Raw genomic sequence first — 16890 nt, forward strand, 5'->3', positions numbered from 1 at the left:
GTTGTCGTTTTGTCGGGTTGCTGGGGTGACGTGGACCGCCGCCCACAGGGGGGTGGGCGGAGCCGCCCGGGGCCTTCGCGGTCACCGGGCGGCCAGGGGTCACTGATAGACCCGCACGTGGTCGACGAGCATTTTGGCGGGGAAGGGGGTGCCGGCGTCTGTCGGGCCCGGCCAGTCACCTCCGACCGCCAGGTTGAGGATCAGGTAGTGCGGGTGGTCGAAGATCCATGGTCCGCGGGTCTGCTCCACCTGCGCCTTGTCGAGCGTCAGAACGGTCCGGCCGTCCAGGCTGTACGTGATGCCCCTGCTGTTCCAGTCGGCGACCCAGGTGTGGAAGTCGTCGGAGAAGTCGGCGTTCCCGGGCAGTGTGTACGGCGCGCCGATGCCACCCCCGCCGTTGTAGGCGGGCGCGTGGACGGTCGAGTAGGCGGTCTTCACGTCCTTGCCGAGGATCTCCATGATGTCGATCTCGCCGTTGTACGGCCACGGCCGGCCCGTCAGGAAGTCGCCGCCCATCATCCAGAAGGCGGGCCACAGACCGTTGCCCTTGGGCACCTTGATGCGTGCTTCGACGCGACCGTAGGTGAACTGGAACGTCGCGCCGGTGTTCATCCGCGCCGAGGTGTACTGACATGTGGTGCTGCCGCTCAGCGGGTCACGTGGGCACGACGATCCGGCGGTGACCTCCTTGCGTGCCTCCAGCACCAGGTGTCCCGCCCCGTCCAGGGCGGCGTTGCGGTGGTCGGTGTAGTACTCCAGCTCGTTGTTCGGCCCGGTGCCCGGGTCGGCCCGCCACTTCGCGGAGTCGGGTCTGCCGCCCGCGGCGCCGTCGAAGTCGTCGCTCCACACCAGCCGCGGCGGGTTCGCCGGGTCGCTCGGCAGCGGCGGAGCCGGTATCGGATCGCCGCCGGTGCCGTACACCTGGAACTCCCACAGCGAGTAGCCGTAAGGGGTGGCGCGCTGCGTCCCGTACATGCGCACGTAGCGGCCGGTGCCGGAGACGGCCAGCGTCTGCTTGAAGCCCGTGCCGGACGTCGTCGAATAGATCGGTGTCCAGTCGGCCCCGTTCGACGAGACCTGGATCTGGAAGGACTTCGCGTAGGCGGGATCCCACTGCAGGACGACCTTGTCGATCTGCGCCGGCGCACCGAGATCGACGGAGATCCAGCCTGGATCGGTCCATCCCGTGGTGGAGCTGGTGGACCAGCGCGAGGCCGGATCCCGGTCGAAAGCCCTGGCCGGTGTGCACTCCCAGCAGTTCTGGTCACTCTGGGAAGAGGAAGCCGTGCCCGGCCTGCCGTACGAGAGCAGCCGGGCGGCGTCACCGCCGGGCCCGCCGGCGGTGCCGTACACCTGGAACTCCCACAGCGAGTAGCCGTAGGCGGTGGCGCGCTGCGTCCCGTACATGCGCACATAGCGGCCGGTGCCGGAAATGGCCAGGTTCTCGGTGCCGCCCGGGCCCGCGGCCGTCTGGTGGACGACGGTCCACCTCTCCGCGTCGCTCGACACCTCGATCCTGAACGCCGTGCCGTACGCGGCCTCCCAGTCGAGGACGACCCGGCTGATCTCCGCACTCGCCCCGAGGTCGATCTGAATCCACTGCGGGTCGGCGAAGGTGCTGGACCAGCGCGTCCCGGGGTCGCCGTCGACGGCGCTACGAGCGCTGAAGTCGCCCTCGGTACTTGAGGAGGTGGCGGGCTTTCCCTGAGAGAGCAGCACCTCCGCCGCCTGCGCGGAAGGGGCGGGGAGGGCGAGAAAAGCGAGCAGTGCGGCCGCGAGGGCCAGGAACGAGCTGAAGCGACGCAGCGGCCCTTGCATGGGCGACTCCTCATGTGGGGGAGGCCAGGGAGCGCTCCCTGAAGGGGAGAATGGAGGGACCGGTAAAGGCTGTCAAGACCTGTTTCACCTTGAAAAAACAGCGGCTTAACACGTACGACACGTGGGGGAGCGGTTCCTCACGGGCTTCGCGGCGGGTCGGCGGCCACGGGGGTGGCGCCGCGCGGGACGCCTTTCCGGACCCGCTCATGCCGCCCCGGCCTGCGGATACGCTGCTCGCATTGCCATGACGCAGAGCCGGAGGTCGCCCTGATGAGAAAACCCGCCCCGCGCACGCACCCGGGCGGCGGCACAGGGGACGGACAGGTATGAAACGCCCCACCCTCGATGTGGTGGCCGCCCGAGCGGGCGTGTCCAAATCGAGCGTCTCCCGGGTCATCAACGGCGAGACGACGGTCGCCCCGCAGATCCGAGACGTCGTCATGCGCGCCGTGAACGAATTGGGCTACGTGCCCAACGGGGCGGCACGCAATCTCGTCACCCGCCGCACGGACACCCTCGCCGTGGTGGTGTCCGACCCGCCCCAAGGAGTCGTCTCGGACGATCCTCTCTTCTCCACCGTGGTCCGCGCCGTCAGCAGAGAGTTCGAGACGGCGGGCAAACGGCTCGTGCTCATGCTCGCGGAATCGGACCGGAGCCGGACCAGGGTGGTGCAGTACATCGCCGGTGGGCATGTGGACGGCGTGCTCCTGGTCGCCCTGCACGGTACGGATCCGCTGCCGGCCGCCCTGGCCCGGCAGGGCCTGCCTGTCGTGTCCTTCAACCGCACCTCCGCACAGGACGTCCCGTACGTGGCGCTGGACAACGCCGCCGGAGCGGCGCTGGCCGTGCGTCATCTCCTGGAGCGCGGTCGGCGCCGGATCGCCACCATCACCGGGCCGCTCGAACTGTACGAGGCACGGGAACGTCTCGATGGCTACCGTCAGACGCTGCGTGACACCGGCCGCCGCTCCATCGTGGCCCTGGGCGACTTCACCAGAGCCTCCGGCGCCGAAGCCATGCGACAGCTCCTGGAGGACGATCCCGACCTCGACGCGGTGTTCGCGGCCAACGACCTGATGGCGATAGGAGCCCTGCGCACCCTCCATCAATCGGGCCGACGTGTCCCCGAAGACGTGGCGGTCGTCGGCTTCGACGACATAGAGGCCGCGTCCTACACCAGTCCCGCGCTCACCTCGGTGCGCAGCCCGATGGCCGACCAGGCGACCGCCGCGGTCCACCTGCTCCTCGGCCTGATCGACGGCGGCCCCACCGGGCCGGTGATCATGCCGAACGAACTCGTCGTGCGCGAGTCGACCTGACCTCCCGTCAGTACGCGTCACCCCGCGAGCGGAGCGCCGGCACCGACGGTGCTCCGCTTCGTTCGGTGTCTTCGTTCGGTGTCTTCGTTCGTCGTCTAGATGATCGTGTCGATGTCGTGCGTGGTGATGGCGTCCATCGCCCGTTCGGCCACGGCGGCGATGGTCATCGACGGGTTGCAGGCGCCGGTCGTGCCGGGGATCAGCGCGCCGTCGAGCACGTACAGTCCGCGCTGGTCCGCCACGCGGCCCTCAAGGTCGCAGACGGTGCCCATCGGGGCGCCGCCGAGCGGGTGCCAGGTGCTGTTGACCAGGGTGTTCGTGTCCGTGAGGACACCGAGCCCCTTGGCCACCTTGTCGACGCGCCGCTGGATGGCGCGGTGGCTGGCGGCGTCGCCGCCCAGGGGCCAGTGCAGCGAGACGGAGTCGGTGGCGGCGTCGTAGCGGAACCGGCCGCGGTCGGCGCTCACCCCGAAGCCGACCAGCATGGTGGTCCGGGAGTTGAGGCCGAGCGGCGGTAGTGAGGCCTGGATGACGGTGTTCGCCGTGGCGAGGTCGTCCCACTCCTTGCTGCCGTAGACGACCGGGCCGCCCTGTTCGGCCCCGAAGTCCTCCTGGAGGTTGGTCCAGGCGTAGATGCGGTCGCCGTTGGTCCCCCACCCTTCGCCGAGTCCGTCGGGCAGGTCGGGAATGGCGCCGGTGGCTCCCGCGCGGACCAGGAGCTTGCTGGTGTTGAGGCTGCCGGCCGCCATGACCAGGGCGCGGGTGGAGAGGATCTTCTGCTCCAGCACCTTGCCCGTGTCGTCGGTCCGGTCGGCATGCACCTCCCAGCGGCCGTCGGCCGCCCGTGCCACGGAGGTGACGTTGTGGTGGGTCGCGACGGTCACTTTCCCCGTCGCCTCCGCCTGCCGGAGGTAGGTCACGTCGACGGAGTGCTTGCCGCCGTTGTTGACGCCGAGCGCGCAGTCCCCGTTCGTGTAGGACGGCTTCATCTCGCCGCGCAGCTCGGCCAGGGCGTAGTCCCAGTCGATGGGCATCGGGATCTTCTCCAGGCCGTAGCCGGCCCTGCGCACCCGCTCGGCGAAGACCCGTGCCGCGTGGTAGTTCGACGAGGTGACCAGTTCGTCCGGTGCCGCGGTCGCCCGGAGCATCGCCGCGACCCGCGGGTAGTAGATCTCGTTCATGCGCCGGTAGTCGAGTTCCTGGGGCAGCCAGGTGTCGAAGACCGCCTCGGCGGGCTGAAGTGTCATGCCCTGGTAGACGAGGGAGCCGCCGCCGACCCCGGCCGCGCAGACGCCGAGGATGTTCTGTCCGAGTATCGGCTCCAGCAGGCCCACATAGGGTCCGAAGTTCAGCGGTGTGCCGATGAGCCGGGCGAGTGGCCGGACGGCTGCGGGGAGGGTGCCGTACCAGAGCGCCCGTTTGTCCAGGCCGGATACGTGGGGGAAGGTCTCCGCGTTCGGCCCGGTGGGCCAGCGCCGGCCGCGCTCCAGGACGGTGACCGGCACGCCGGCCTGCGCCAGCCGCAGCGCGGCCACACCACCGCCGAAGCCCGAGCCGATGATGACGGCCCGGTGTTCCTCCCGGGCCAGTCCCACCCGGGCCGGCCCGGAGGCCGCGGCGGCGGGGGAGGGGAGGACGCTCGCTGCGGCGATTCCCGCGGTGGCGGTGAGCAGGGCACGTCTGCTGGGCGTGGACATGAGCGGCTCCTTGGGGTGGGGTGGGGCGCCGTCCGATCAGTGAGGCCGTCCGGACTGCTCAGGCGAGGCGGATCTTCCGGGGCGATGTCACCTGAACTCGCGCGGTACGGCCGCGCACGTCGCATGCCGTGCGCCACCGCGTTGTTACTCGCTGGTCACTTACGGCAGCGTAGGTCGACGTGTCAGTCAGAGACAAGAAGTCTGCGGGTGCCATTTTCGAATGGCTGGCTGTGTCGCGGTGACGGGGCGGGGGCCGGGGGGCAAGGGTGGGCGAGGCGTCAACCGCGGTACGCGGTGCGTCGGTTCGGGAGTATGCCGTGCCGCCGCTCGCCGAACGGCGTAAGGCGGCGCTCCGCTTCGAGGCCGCCGCCGAGGTCGTCAGGCTGTTCGCCGCGCAGGGTGCGGGCCGGTGCTCGCCGCCCCGCGCGCGGCCCCCGAAGGTCTTCCCCGCGACCGGGGACTCATGGCGTGGTAGGTTATAGGTCGACCACTAACGCAGGAGTGAAGATGACAGTCAAGAAGGACGACGCCGGTCGCCGCGCCGCTGCCCAGCACGCCGTGGCCGAGCATCTGCGCCTCACCGCCGCCGGACACACCGAGGAGTGGGTGAAGCTGTTCGCCCCGGACGCGGTGCTGGAGTTCCCGTACGCGCCGGCCGGTGTGCCCCGGCGGGTGACGGGGCGAGACGCGCTGCGCGCGCACATGAGCAACTTCCCCGAGACCTTTGACGTGGACTTCGTCGACCTGGTGTTCCACGAGACGGTCGATCCGAGTCTGGTGATCGCCGAATTCCGCTCGACAGGCACGGCGCTGCCGACCGGCAAGCCGTACGAGCAGACGTGCATCTCCGTCGTCCGGACCGATGACGACGCGCGCATCACCCACTACCTGGACTACTGGAACCCGCTGGTGGCGATCGAGGCGCTCACGCCCCACGAGGTGCCGTCCGACGCCGACCGCAGCGTGGCTTTTGGACGCTGAGGAGAGCCGTGTTTGACTGACTCCCATGCCTGCCGCCGGTACCAGCACGAAGAGCGACGAACGACGTCGGGCCATCGTGGCCGCCGCGGTCGACTGTTTCGCGCGAAAGGGTTTCTACGGTACGACGACGCACGAGATCGCGGACTGGGTCGGCGTCTCTCAGCCGTATCTGTATCGCCTGTACCCGAACAAGGAAGCACTGTTCGCGGCGGTGGTCGACCACGTGTCCGTCGTCATGACCGACACGCTGGTCGCTCACTCGCCGGCGTCGGGTGGGGCCGGTCCGGCGCCCGAGGCGGCGTTGGACGCGGCGCGCGGCGCCTACACCGCGCTCGTCGCGGACCGGAACATCCTGCGTTTCCTCATGCACGCGAACTGTGCCGTCGGCGAGCCACTGGTGGAGCAGGCCGTGCGCCGGTGCTACGCCAAGCAGGTCGACACCGTTCGGCGGTTGCTGGACGACGACGAGGCCGTGCGGCACTGGTTCGGCGCCGGAATGCTCGACAACGTGGTGGCCGTGCTGGGTCTGGCCGACATCGATGAGCCGTGGGCGCACGTACTCACCGCTCGATGACCCGGCACCGGCAGTCCGGCGCGTTCGGCGCCGGCGGCCCCGAGCGGGCCGCCGTCCGGTCGCCCGGTGCGCGGGCGGTGTGCGGGCGGTGTGCGGCGGTCAGCCGGTCTTCGGCGGGCGCAGCAGGACCGCCGCCATGGTGGCGGTGAGGACCAGGCCGACCGCGGCCAGGGCCATGACGGTCGTGAAGCCCTGGTCGTACGCCTGGCGCGCCGCGTGCAGCAGCCCCTGCGCGGTCTCGGCGGGAAGGTGGGCGGCGAGGCCCTCGGCGTCCGCGAACGACTCCTCGGCCGTACTCCGCCCGTCCGGTCCCAGCCCGGCCACCTGGGGCAGACCGGTCCGGTAGACGGCCGTCAGGACGGTGCCGAGGACGGCGACGCCGAGGCCCGCGCCGAGTTCGAAGGAGGTCTCCTGGATGGCCGCCGCCTCGCCCGAGCGTTCCGGCTGGGCGGCGCCCATGATGGAGTCCGCGCCCAGGGTCATCACGATGCCCGCGCCGTACCCCGCGGCGAGCAACGGCGCGAGCAGCACGCCGTAGTGGGCGGTGTCGCCGACCAGGGCGATCGCGGCGAGGGCGACGGCGAACAGGACGAGCGCGCCGGTGAGCGCCCATCGGTTGCCCCAGCGGTTCGCGGCCCAGGGCGCGGTGATCGCGCCGACGGCGTTGGCACCGGCCAGCGGCATGAGGGCCAGTCCGGCGCGCAGCGGCGAGTACGCGCCCACCTGCTGGAGCCACTGGGTGAGGAAGAACAGCAGGGCGACGTAGGAGCCGAAGCAGCCGATGACGCACAGGGTGGCGGTGCTGAAGCGGCGTTCACGGAAGAGGGTGAAGTCCAGCAGCGGTTCGGCGATGCGCCGCTGGCGGCGGACGAACGCGTAGAGCAGGAGGCTTCCGAGGACCGCCGTGCCGACGATGACGCCGTTCACCCCGGCATGCTCGCCGGCCTGCTTCAGCGCGAAGACGACGCCCGCCAGGCCGGCGACGGACAGCACCACGCTGGCCAGGTCCCAGCGGCGCGGGACGGGGTTGCGGGACTCGGGGACGACCCGGGCGCCGACGACCAGGAGCACGACGATGACGGGGACGTTGATCAGGAAGACCGCGCTCCAGCCCCACTTCGCCGTGACCAGACCGCCGACCAGCGGGCCGATCGTGGCACCGACGCTGTGGGCGGAGGTCCAGATGCCGAGGGCGAGCGCCCGTTCCCGGTCGTCGGTGAAGACGACCCGGATGATCGCCACCGTGGACGCCATGATCATCGCGGCGCCGATCCCCAACGCGGCCCGCGCCGCGATGAGCTGGGCCGTAGACGTGGAGAAGGCCGCCGCCGCGGAGGCGAGACCGAAGGTGAGGAAGCCGCTGAGCACCATGCGGCGGCGGCCGATACGGTCGCCGAGGGTGCCGCAGGTGACGAGCAGGGCGGCGAGCGTGAGCGAGTAGACGTCGACGATCCACAGCAGCCCGGCCGGCGAAGGCGCCAGTTCCCGGCTCATGCTGGGCACGGCCACGTGCAGCACGGTGAGGTCGATGCCGCACAGCAGCAGACTGCCCGACACCACGGCCAGGACCAGCCACCGCTGCCTGGGCGGAGTGGCGGCCGCGGACTCCGTCTGCTCCGTCTCTTCGATTGCGCGCATCGGTGCGGGTGCCTCCTAGCTTGACTATTCTCAGTTTCCGGACGTACCGACGCGGGCCACAAGTACGGTCTTCGGTGTCCCCTAGTGCCACGCTGTATACCGATGGAGGTCAGCCGTGCGTTCCAGTGTCGAAGAAGCACCGGATCACTGCGCGATCGAGTTCGCGATGGAGATGCTCGGGGGCCGTTGGAAGCTGGCCATTCTCAAACAACTGGTCTCCGGAACGCATCGATTCGGTGAGCTGCGGCGCGCGCTGCCGGGCATCACCCAGCGCATGCTGACCCGTCAGTTGCGGGAGCTGGAAGCGGACGGTCTGGTGACGCGGACCGTGTACCGGGAGGTGCCGCCCCGGGTCGACTACACGCTCACCGAGGTCGGGCACAGCCTGGACTCCATCACGGAACTGCTGGACACCTGGGGCCGCTGGTACCGCGAGACGGTGCGCGGCGAGGCGCTGCCCGGCCCCCGCCCGCCCGCGTGACCCGGGCGGGGGCCGGACGGCCCGGCGTCACAGCGTCGTACACACCTCGGCGTGCGCCAGGCGGGGGCCGCGCGGGCGTCCCGCCGGCTGCCCGGGACGGCCGATGTTGACCACGAGCAGCGCCGAGAGGTCGCCGGCCGGGAAGAACTCCCGGTCGACGCCGTCCTCGTCGAAGCCGCTCATGGGGCCCGCGGCCAGTCCCGCGGCCCGTATCCCGATGATGAGATAGGCGGCCTGCAGCGCGCCGTTCAGCACCGCCGACCGTTTCCGCAGGGCGCTGTCCGAGGCGTAGAAATCCGCGGCCCCGGGAAATGCCGGGAACAACTCGGGCAGTTTCCGGTGGAACTCCTTGTCCACCGCCAGCAGGGCGGTCAGCGGTGCCCGCAGGGTCTTCTCCCGATTGCCCCGCGAGAGATGGACGGCCAGCCGTTCGCGGCTTTCCGGGGAGCGGAGCAGGAAAATCCTCAGGGGCTGCTGGTTGAACGCGGTCGGGCCGTCGCGGACGAGGTCGTGCACGGCCCGGACCGTCTCGTCGTCGACCGGTTCGCCGGTGAACCGGTCCGGGGTGCGGGCCTGCCGGAACAGCAGGTCCTGGGCGTCGCCGTCCAGGACCAGCCGCGGTGTCGTGGAGGTCGTCATCGCCGCGGGCCGGGTCAGAATTCCGCGAGGTTCTGCCGCAGGGTGTTGCCCGGGGTGTACGTCGACCGGGTCAGGCCGCGGCGCTGCAGCGCGGGCACCAGGCCGTCGGTGACCTCGGCGACCCAGCGGCGGTTCATCCGGAGCACCGGTGTGGTCAGCATGAAGCCGTCACCGCCGACCTCCTCCATCACCTCGCCCATCCGCTCGGCCACCTGGTCCGGCGTACCGATCAGCTCCACCGAGGAGACCAGCCCGCCGGCGCCGTCGAGGATCAGCTCCCGCAGGGTCTTGCCGCTGCCCCACTGCTGGAGCTGGTCCAGCGAGCCCTGCTCGCCGTTGGTCTCCAGCCGGTACGGCAGCGGCTTGTCGAGGTCGAACTGGGCGAAGTCGATCTCGGTGAGCGCCGAGGTCTCGGCGAGGATGTCGTGGATGAACTGGGGCGAGGAGATCATCCGCTGGTACTTGTCCCGGGCGTCCTGCTCGGTCTCGCCGAGCGTCGGGGTCACACAGAACAGCACCTTGACGTCGTCGGGGTCCCGGCCGGCCGCCTCGGCGTGGCCGCGGACGTCGTCGCGGAACTGCTTCATGGCGGACACGCCGTTGGCGATGGCGATGACCGAGTCCGCGTTGCGGGCGGCGAACACCCGGCCCCGGGGCGAGGCGCCGGCCTGCACGAACGCGGGCCGGTGCTGCGGGGAGGGCACGGTGTTCAGCGGGCCGCGCACGCTGAAGTGCTCGCCCTTGAAGTGGATCGGCCGGACCTTGGTGTGGTCGGCGTACACCCCGTTCTCCCGGTCGAGCACGACGGCGTCCGCGTCCCAGGAGGCGAAGAGCCGCCGGACCACGTCCACGTACTCGTCGGCCATCGCGTAGCGGACGTCCCTCGACGGCAGCTTCTCCAGGCCGAAATTTTGGGCGGCCAGGTTCTCGGCGCTGGTGACGATGTTCCAGCCGAACCGGCCGCCGAGCATGCTGTCCGTCGTCGAGGCGAGCCGCGCGGTCATGAACGGCGGGTACGCCATGGTCGACAGGGTGGCCACGATGCCCAGGTGGGAAGTGGCCAGCCCCATGGCGACGGCGAGCGGCACCGGGTCGTGCTTCGGGACGACCATGCCCTGCCGCAGCGCCCGCTCGGAGGTGCCGCCGTAGCTCTCCGGGACCATCAGCTTGTCCTCGATGATCACGTAGTCGAAGCAGGCGCGTTCCAGCGCCTGGGCCACCTCGGTGTGGAACCGGCCGTCCCACGGGGCTCCTCCGGTACCGAAGGGCCCTTCCCAGTCGTCCGGGGTGAAGTTGAAGATGCAGGCGAGATGGAACTTCCGTGTCACGGTCGGGTCCCTCCGGACGGTGCGGCGGATCGGCGATCCGGGGTGGTGCGTCGGCGGTCGGGCTGGATCCAGGCGAACAGCAGGCCCTGGCCGTCCCGTACGAGGGTCGTGGCCTCGTCGACGACATGGCGCAGCAGCTTCTCGCCGAGGGCGGCGCTCGATCCCGAGGTCGAGGAGAGGACGCCGTTGTTGGTGGTCTTCTCGACGTCGACGGGATGGAGGTAGACGCCCGCGCGGGGCGGCCGGTCGTGGTCCGGGCGCTGGTCGGTGACGAGGTCCGGGCGCAGGTGCAGCATGAGACTGGTCTCGGTGACGCCCGCGTGCTCGGCGTGCCAGCCCGGGAAGCGGGGGATCTCGGCGTCGGTGAAGCTGTCGCGCACCAGGCTCCACCAACTGAACGCGAAGACCTCGGTGTGGTCGAGCTGTCCCCGCTCGCGCACCTGGTCGAGCGCCTCGAAGAGGAACGGTTCGTTCTCGTAGTGCCCGTTGACGACGATGAGGCGGGCCATGGGGAGTGCGGCGAGTGAGCTGATGGTCTCCCGCAGGAAGCGGATCAGGGTGTCGCCGGCCACGTGCACGGTGCCGGGGAAGTGCAGTCCGCCGCCGCTCTGCGGCAGTGAGCGTGCGCCGATCGCCTGGGCGGGAAGGGTGAACGCGTCGAGTTCCCGGGCCATCTCGCCGGCGAAGGCCTCCGCGAGGAGGAGGTCGACGGAGAGGGGCAGATGCGGGCCGTGCTGCTCGACGGCGCCGACGGGCCAGATGACGGTCCGGCCCCGGACGGCGTCCACCACCTGACTGCTCGTCAGGTCGGTGAGGTGAAGGGCATACGGCCGGTCGGCTGTCATGTGACCGCTCCTTCGGGCTCGCGGTACTCGGCGCCCGGGGCGCCGGCCCGGTCGCCGGTCAGTTCCCGGGTCTCGGTCAGGATGCGCTCCAGCGTCCGGTACATGTCGGTGTGCAGGGCCGTGTAGACCTGTACCGCGTCGGCGCCGACGCTGAGGTAGTCGGCCACGTCACGGCCGCCGCCGACGCCGCCGCAGCCCAGGACGGGCAGCTCGATGCCGCGTCGGCGCAGTTGCCAGATCGCGGCGAGGACCAGGGGTTTGATGCCGGGGCCCGAGTAGCCGAAGACGCCGTCGAGTTCGAGTCCGCCGCTCTCCGGGGACACGGCGGCACCCGCGATGGTGTCGCTGACGGTGACGGCGTCCGCTCCGCCGGCGATGGCGGCGCGGACCCGGTCCTGGAGGCCCTCGCCGATGGCGAGCTTGACCGACAGGGGCAGGCGCGTACGGCCGCGGGTCTCGGAGGTGTAGGCGTAGACCCGGTCCGGGTTGTCCTCCTCCAGCCCCTCTTCCTCGTTGAGACACGAGATCCCCAGCTCCAGTGCCCGGCAGCCGGTCTTCTCCACATCCGCGGCCAGCGCGGCCAGTTCGGCCGGGGAGTCCGCGTGGAGCGAGGCGATGACGGGCAGCCGGTCCTCGGCGAACGAACGCAGCACCTGGAGCCAGTGGTTGACCGGCCGCTTGGAGTAGGTGGTGCTGTTCAGCATGCCGACGGGCAGCCGCAGTATGCGCTCGTCCAGCCCTTGGGGCGGGTTCGGGTGAATGGTCTTGGTGACGACGGCGCCGGCTCCTTTTTCGATGAGTCGGCGGATGTTGCGCTCCTGGTCCGTCAGGAGTCCGGAACCGACGATCACGGGATTCGCGATCGGCAGGCCCAGTACGGTCGTATCGGACACTGATGTCTCCGTCCGGCGGTGAGCGGATGCGTGGGGGGAGGTGCTCAGGGCCTCTCGTGCGGATCAGACGGCGGGACGGGTCGCGGCGCCGCCTGATCCGGACGGAGGGTGCCCAGGGCGGAACACGCCCTTGGACGGAACACGCCTCAGGCGACGAGGCTCGCGCCGATCGCCTCCCGCTGCCGCTCGGTCGCGGCGAGCACGGCGTCGATGAGCAGGGCCGGCTTCTCGGTGAACTCGTCGAAGTCGATGACCTGGACGAAGCCCACGCGGTGCAGCCCCTTGAGGAGGTGGCTCGCGGACTCGACGAAGGGCTGCTTGGTGATCATGACGATGGGCCGCCCGAGCGCCGTGGCCCAGCCCAGCTCGACATGGGTGCCGTCCGTGCGCCGCAGCGTCCCGTCGTCCATCAGGGGCAGGACGGGCACGAAGACGTCGCACTTCTTCATCCAGCGGAAGTCCCGCACGGAGACCTGCTCCGGGGTGAACGCCGCGGTCTCGGCGCCGAACTTCTCCACGACATGAGCCGAGAAGACGGCGCCGCCGTGCTCCGTGACCGTGCCGATCGCGGTGCTGATCGCGGTCTGCAGATGGCCGACGAAACCATTCTCCAGAATGGCGTGCTGGATCGGGCCGCCGACGAAGACGTCGAGTCCCGTCAGCAGACCGGACGGGCGCGCCGAAGTCTCTGCCTGGACTGTGGTCTGAGCCATGTCGATGGTGCTCCTTGTCGATGACGTGGGTGCCCATCGGTACGACGGGCACCTCGAACAGGGGGTACGGAGGCGGTGACAGGGGTGGAGACAGGGTGGTGACAGGGGTGCAGGCCGGGGTGCGGACAGGGCGGTGACGGGATGGTCAGGGCGGTGACGGGATGGTGTGGCGGCCACCGGGACACCACCGGGACACAAGGGCGTGGGCAGGCGCCCGCGCAGGCGTCACCCCGGGGCGCGGGGCGGGCGGGACATCGCGACGGGCGGACGTCGTTCAGGCGTCGCGACGGTGCGGGCCGACCGGACGCCGCGACGGTGCGGGCCGACCGGACGCCGCGACGGTGCGGGCCGACCGGGCGTCGCGATGCCGTCCGCGCGGGGCGACCGGGCAGCGTGAGGTACGTCCCCGGTGACGCGCCGGCGGCGCGGAGAACGGGGTCAGGGACAGTCGGCGATCCGGGCGTACCGGCCGCGGTGGTACAGCAGCGGCGGCCGCGGCTCGGCCGGGGTCTCCACCCGGCACACCTCGCCGATCACCACGAGGTGGTCCCCGCCGTCGTACTCGGCGTGCGGGCGGCAGTCGATCCACGCGGACGCCCCGGCGAGCCGGGGGGAACCAGCCGGTGAACCGGACCATCCGACGCCGCGGAACTTGTCCCCGCCGGACCGTGCGAACTGGTCGCTGAGCGCGCGCTGGTGCTGCGCCAGCACGTTCACGCAGAACTCCGCGCCGCTCCTGATGACGGGCCAGCTCGTCGACGAGCGGCTGACGCCGAGGACGATGCGGGGCGGGTCGAGGGAGAGCGAGGCGAACGCCTGACAGGTGAAGCCGACGGGTGCCTCCGGCCCCATGGCGGTGACCACGGTGACGCCGGAACAGAACTGACCCATGACGGTGCGGAACGCGCCGGGCGTGACGTGGTCCTTGACGGATGCGGAGGTGCCTTCGCCTAACAAGCTTCGTCCTCTCGGCCGGTGACGGCCAGTGCGCATACACGACGGTTATGACGCGTCACCCTTGGTGACTGATCAACAGTTTTGCCGCAGACGATCGATTCCGTCAACACCCATGGTCTCGATGACAAAGATCCTGCCATCATGGCGACATGATGAACGAAACAGACAGTCTGGAGCTGAGTGACCAGCGGATCGTGGCCGCGCTGCAGATCAACCCCCGGGCCGGCGTAGCGGAGATGGGCCGCATCCTCGGTGAGCACGAGCGCACCGTGGCACGGCGCCTGCAATGGCTCGTCGCCGAGGGCATCGTCCACACCACGGCGGAGTACGACGTCCTGCGGTGCGGGCTCGGCAACGTCGTCCTGGTGCGCCTCCAGGTCCCGGGTGACTGTCTGGAAGACGTTGCCACGGGATTGGCAAAGCGCACCGATGTGCTTAACGTCGCCGCCGTGAGCGGAGGAGGAGGTCTCCTCTGGTGCGAGGTGGTGGCACCGTCCCGGCCGTTTCTGCACGCGCTGACGGCCGGTGGTTTCGCCGAGTTCCCCGACGCCGACATGCCCGACGCGCACCTCGTGCTGCGCCACTTCAAGACCGAGGCACAGTGGCACGCCCCTGTCCTGACCGAGGAGGAGGAGAGGCGCTTGCGGGCAAGCATGGTCCAGGCCATGCCCGGCCGCGCGGGCCGGTGCGAGTTCGCGCCGGGCGACGAACGGGTGGCCGCGTCGCTGATCGCCAACGCGCGCATCACCCTGACGGACCTCGCCGGGGAACTGGGCTTCTCGACGGCCACCGCCGGCCGGCGGGTGGCCGCGCTGCTGGAGCGCCGGATGCTGCGGCTGCGCACGGTGGTCGACCCGGCGCTGGTGGGCCGTCCGGTCGAGGCGCGGGTCCGGCTGAAGGTCCACCCGGCGGGGATCGAGCGGGCGGGCGAGGACCTGGCCGGCTGTCCCGAGGTGCGCTGCTGCGCCGCGGTGACCGGACGGCACAACCTGCTGGTCGACGTGTGCCTGGAGCACGAGACCGGCCTGTACGCCTTCGTGGTCGACCAGCTCGGAGCGCTGCCGCACCTCCTCGACGTGGACACAGAGATCGTCACGCACACCTACAAGCGCGGACCTGTCCTGAACACCGCACCCCGGTAGGTCACGGGTCATGGGCAGCCGCTCCGCACCCCGGACCGCGACCACGGAGCCCTCTCTTGGCCATGCCGCCCCCCGCCTCCCGATCCCACACAGCCTCGACGACCAAGCACATCTTCGTCACCGGGGGTGTCGTCTCCTCCCTCGGCAAGGGGCTGACGGCCTCCAGCCTGGGCATGCTGCTCAAGGCCCGGGGCCTGCGCGTGGTGATGCAGAAGCTCGACCCCTACCTCAATGTCGACCCCGGCACGATGAATCCGTTCCAGCACGGTGAGGTCTTCGTCACCGATGACGGTGCGGAGACGGATCTGGACATCGGTCATTACGAGCGTTTCCTGGACCGTGATCTGGACGCTTCGGCGAACGTGACGACGGGCCAGGTCTACAACACGGTGATCGCCAAGGAGCGGCGGGGTGAGTATCTGGGCGACACGGTCCAGGTCATCCCGCACATCACCAATGAGATCAAGCACCGGATGCGCCGGATGGCGGCGGACGAGGTGGATGTCGTGATCACGGAGGTCGGGGGGACGGTGGGGGACATCGAGTCGCTGCCGTTCCTGGAGGCCGTGCGCCAGGTCCGTCACGAGGTGGGCCGGGACAACGTGTTCGTGGTCCACATCTCGCTGCTGCCCTACATCGGGCCGTCGGGTGAGCTGAAGACGAAGCCGACGCAGCACAGTGTGGCGGCGTTGCGCAATATCGGTATCCAGCCGGACGCGATCGTGCTGCGCTGCGACCGGGAGGTGCCGACCGCGATCAAGCGGAAGATCTCGCTGATGTGTGATGTCGACGAGACGGCGGTGGTGGCGTGTCCGGACGCCCGGTCGATCTACGACATTCCGAAGAGGGTGCACGGCGAGGGCTTGGACGCCTATGTGGTGCGCAAGCTGGATCTGCCGTTCCGGGACGTGGACTGGACGACGTGGGACGACCTGCTGGAGCGGGTGCACCGGCCCGCTCGCGAGATCGTGATGGCACTGGTGGGCAAGTACGTCGATCTGCCCGACGCGTATCTGTCGGTGACCGAGGCGCTGCGGGCGGGCGGGTTCGCGAACCGGGCGCGGGTGAAGATCAAGTGGGTGACCTCGGACGACTGCCGGACTCCGGCCGGTGCCCGGGCCCAGCTCGGTGACGTCGACGCGGTGTGCGTCCCGGGCGGGTTCGGCGACCGCGGGATCCTCGGGAAGATCGGTGCGATCCGTTACGCGCGGGAGCACGGGATTCCGCTGCTGGGGCTCTGCCTGGGGCTGCAGTGCGTCGTGATCGAGGCGGCGCGGAACCTGGCGGGTATCGGTGACGCGAACTCGACCGAGTTCGATCCGGCCACCGCGCATCCGGTGATCTCGACGATGGCGGAGCAGTCGGAGATCGTCGCGGGGGAGGGGGACATGGGCGGCACGATGCGGCTGGGCCTGTATCCGGCGAAGCTGGCCGAGGGCTCGATCGTGCGGGAGGTGTACGACGGCGAGGAGTACGTGGCGGAGCGCCACCGGCACCGCTACGAGGTGAACAACGCCTACCGGGCTGAGCTGGAGAAGAAGGCGGGGCTGGTCTTCTCGGGCACGTCCCCGGACGGCGAGCTGGTGGAGTACGTGGAGTACCAGCGCGACATCCATCCCTACCTCGTCGCCACCCAGGCCCACCCCGAACTGCGCTCCCGTCCCACCCGCCCGCATCCCCTCTTCGCCGGACTGGTGAAGGCGGCGGTGGAACGGGCGGCGGGCCTGGGCCGGGGCTGATCAGCGTGGTCAGGGCGGCGCCGACGGTGCGGGCGGTGCTGCCGCTCGGCTGACCAGGCACACCGGTTTTGTAAGAGGCGTTGACGAATCCAGGTGGGGCTCCTATCTTCATGGCCGTCGTACCTC

15 protein-coding genes are annotated in these 16890 nt (G+C 70.3%); 6 read left to right on the forward strand and 9 right to left on the reverse strand.

Translation table 11 applies throughout. From position 1 onward, the window contains the following. Positions 1 to 99 precede the first annotated feature (99 nt). Complete coding sequence (locus ABEB00_RS20040; RefSeq protein ID WP_345621248.1) at positions 100 to 1818, reverse strand: discoidin domain-containing protein; 1719 nt, start codon at positions 1816 to 1818, stop codon at positions 100 to 102. Between the two features lie 326 nt (positions 1819 to 2144). On the opposite strand from ABEB00_RS20040, the gene ABEB00_RS20045 reads away from it, so the two are divergent. Further along, positions 2145 to 3137 carry a LacI family DNA-binding transcriptional regulator gene (locus ABEB00_RS20045; RefSeq protein ID WP_345621249.1) on the forward strand — a complete coding sequence of 331 codons (993 nt, stop codon included), beginning with the start codon at positions 2145 to 2147 and terminating at the stop codon, positions 3135 to 3137. A 95-nt stretch (positions 3138 to 3232) separates the two neighbouring features. Here the strand turns inward: ABEB00_RS20045 and ABEB00_RS20050 are convergent, their stop codons facing one another. Further along, positions 3233 to 4834: a GMC oxidoreductase gene (locus tag ABEB00_RS20050; protein WP_345621250.1), complete on the reverse strand. Its 1602-nt coding sequence runs from the start codon at positions 4832 to 4834 to the stop codon at positions 3233 to 3235. A gap of 507 nt (positions 4835 to 5341) precedes the next feature. On the opposite strand from ABEB00_RS20050, the gene ABEB00_RS20055 reads away from it, so the two are divergent. After that, the gene (locus tag ABEB00_RS20055) at positions 5342 to 5815 is read left to right on the forward strand and encodes a nuclear transport factor 2 family protein (RefSeq protein WP_345621251.1); all 474 of its coding nucleotides are present in this window, start codon (positions 5342 to 5344) and stop codon (positions 5813 to 5815) included. 25 nt (positions 5816 to 5840) lie between these two features. Continuing rightward, positions 5841 to 6389 carry a TetR/AcrR family transcriptional regulator gene (locus tag ABEB00_RS20060; RefSeq protein WP_345621252.1) on the forward strand — a complete coding sequence of 183 codons (549 nt, stop codon included), beginning with the start codon at positions 5841 to 5843 and terminating at the stop codon, positions 6387 to 6389. A 99-nt stretch (positions 6390 to 6488) separates the two neighbouring features. On the opposite strand, the gene ABEB00_RS20065 is transcribed toward ABEB00_RS20060, so the two are convergent. Further along, positions 6489 to 8027 (reverse strand): MFS transporter, encoded by a 1539-nt coding sequence (locus ABEB00_RS20065; RefSeq protein ID WP_345621253.1) that lies wholly within the window; start codon positions 8025 to 8027, stop codon positions 6489 to 6491. Positions 8028 to 8142: 115 nt separating this feature from the next. Here ABEB00_RS20065 and ABEB00_RS20070 point away from each other — a divergent pair, with 115 nt between their 5' ends. Continuing rightward, positions 8143 to 8508 carry a winged helix-turn-helix transcriptional regulator gene (locus ABEB00_RS20070; RefSeq protein ID WP_345621254.1) on the forward strand — a complete coding sequence of 122 codons (366 nt, stop codon included), beginning with the start codon at positions 8143 to 8145 and terminating at the stop codon, positions 8506 to 8508. 27 nt (positions 8509 to 8535) lie between these two features. Here the strand turns inward: ABEB00_RS20070 and ABEB00_RS20075 are convergent, their stop codons facing one another. From ABEB00_RS20075 to ABEB00_RS20100, 6 genes are all read right to left on the reverse strand, one after another. Further along, positions 8536 to 9147 carry a malonic semialdehyde reductase gene (locus tag ABEB00_RS20075; protein WP_345621255.1) on the reverse strand — a complete coding sequence of 204 codons (612 nt, stop codon included), beginning with the start codon at positions 9145 to 9147 and terminating at the stop codon, positions 8536 to 8538. A 14-nt stretch (positions 9148 to 9161) separates the two neighbouring features. After that, positions 9162 to 10475 (reverse strand): NtaA/DmoA family FMN-dependent monooxygenase, encoded by a 1314-nt coding sequence (locus tag ABEB00_RS20080; RefSeq protein WP_345621256.1) that lies wholly within the window; start codon positions 10473 to 10475, stop codon positions 9162 to 9164. Further along, the gene (locus ABEB00_RS20085) at positions 10472 to 11320 is read right to left on the reverse strand and encodes a creatininase family protein (RefSeq protein ID WP_345621257.1); all 849 of its coding nucleotides are present in this window, start codon (positions 11318 to 11320) and stop codon (positions 10472 to 10474) included. Before ABEB00_RS20085 ends, ABEB00_RS20080 begins: the two co-directional genes overlap by 4 nt. Beyond that, positions 11317 to 12213, reverse strand: coding sequence for a beta/alpha barrel domain-containing protein (locus ABEB00_RS20090; protein WP_345621258.1), 897 nt, complete (start codon positions 12211 to 12213; stop codon positions 11317 to 11319). The genes ABEB00_RS20085 and ABEB00_RS20090 overlap by 4 nt, the downstream gene beginning before the upstream one ends. Before the next feature lie 146 nt (positions 12214 to 12359). Beyond that, positions 12360 to 12926, reverse strand: coding sequence for a hypothetical protein (locus ABEB00_RS20095; RefSeq protein WP_345621259.1), 567 nt, complete (start codon positions 12924 to 12926; stop codon positions 12360 to 12362). Between the two features lie 438 nt (positions 12927 to 13364). Beyond that, positions 13365 to 13883: a flavin reductase family protein gene (locus ABEB00_RS20100; RefSeq protein WP_345621260.1), complete on the reverse strand. Its 519-nt coding sequence runs from the start codon at positions 13881 to 13883 to the stop codon at positions 13365 to 13367. Positions 13884 to 14032: 149 nt separating this feature from the next. Here ABEB00_RS20100 and ABEB00_RS20105 point away from each other — a divergent pair, with 149 nt between their 5' ends. Continuing rightward, positions 14033 to 15025 carry an Lrp/AsnC family transcriptional regulator gene (locus tag ABEB00_RS20105; protein ID WP_345621261.1) on the forward strand — a complete coding sequence of 331 codons (993 nt, stop codon included), beginning with the start codon at positions 14033 to 14035 and terminating at the stop codon, positions 15023 to 15025. Between the two features lie 62 nt (positions 15026 to 15087). Then, a complete protein-coding gene (gene pyrG, locus ABEB00_RS20110; protein WP_345621321.1) occupies positions 15088 to 16764 on the forward strand; it encodes a CTP synthase in 1677 nt (558 codons plus the stop codon). Positions 16765 to 16890 lie beyond the last annotated feature (126 nt).

Source organism: Streptomyces ziwulingensis, from assembly GCF_039542605.1.
In the GTDB taxonomy this organism is placed as follows: domain Bacteria; phylum Actinomycetota; class Actinomycetes; order Streptomycetales; family Streptomycetaceae; genus Streptomyces; species Streptomyces ziwulingensis.

Excerpts from the sequence above, each read along its gene's own strand:
- ABEB00_RS20040 (WP_345621248.1), bottom strand. The coding sequence starts at position 1,818 with ATGCAAGGGCCGCTGCGTCGCTTCAGCTCGTTCCTGGCCCTCGCGGCC.
- ABEB00_RS20045 (WP_345621249.1), top strand. The coding sequence starts at position 2,145 with ATGAAACGCCCCACCCTCGATGTGGTGGCCGCCCGAGCGGGCGTGTCC.
- ABEB00_RS20050 (WP_345621250.1), bottom strand. The coding sequence starts at position 4,834 with ATGTCCACGCCCAGCAGACGTGCCCTGCTCACCGCCACCGCGGGAATC.
- ABEB00_RS20055 (WP_345621251.1), top strand. The coding sequence starts at position 5,342 with ATGACAGTCAAGAAGGACGACGCCGGTCGCCGCGCCGCTGCCCAGCAC.
- ABEB00_RS20060 (WP_345621252.1), top strand. The coding sequence starts at position 5,841 with ATGCCTGCCGCCGGTACCAGCACGAAGAGCGACGAACGACGTCGGGCC.
- ABEB00_RS20065 (WP_345621253.1), bottom strand. The coding sequence starts at position 8,027 with ATGCGCGCAATCGAAGAGACGGAGCAGACGGAGTCCGCGGCCGCCACT.
- ABEB00_RS20075 (WP_345621255.1), bottom strand. The coding sequence starts at position 9,147 with ATGACGACCTCCACGACACCGCGGCTGGTCCTGGACGGCGACGCCCAG.
- ABEB00_RS20085 (WP_345621257.1), bottom strand. The coding sequence starts at position 11,320 with ATGACAGCCGACCGGCCGTATGCCCTTCACCTCACCGACCTGACGAGC.
- ABEB00_RS20095 (WP_345621259.1), bottom strand. The coding sequence starts at position 12,926 with ATGGCTCAGACCACAGTCCAGGCAGAGACTTCGGCGCGCCCGTCCGGT.
- ABEB00_RS20105 (WP_345621261.1), top strand. The coding sequence starts at position 14,033 with ATGATGAACGAAACAGACAGTCTGGAGCTGAGTGACCAGCGGATCGTG.
- pyrG (WP_345621321.1), top strand. The coding sequence starts at position 15,088 with ATGCCGCCCCCCGCCTCCCGATCCCACACAGCCTCGACGACCAAGCAC.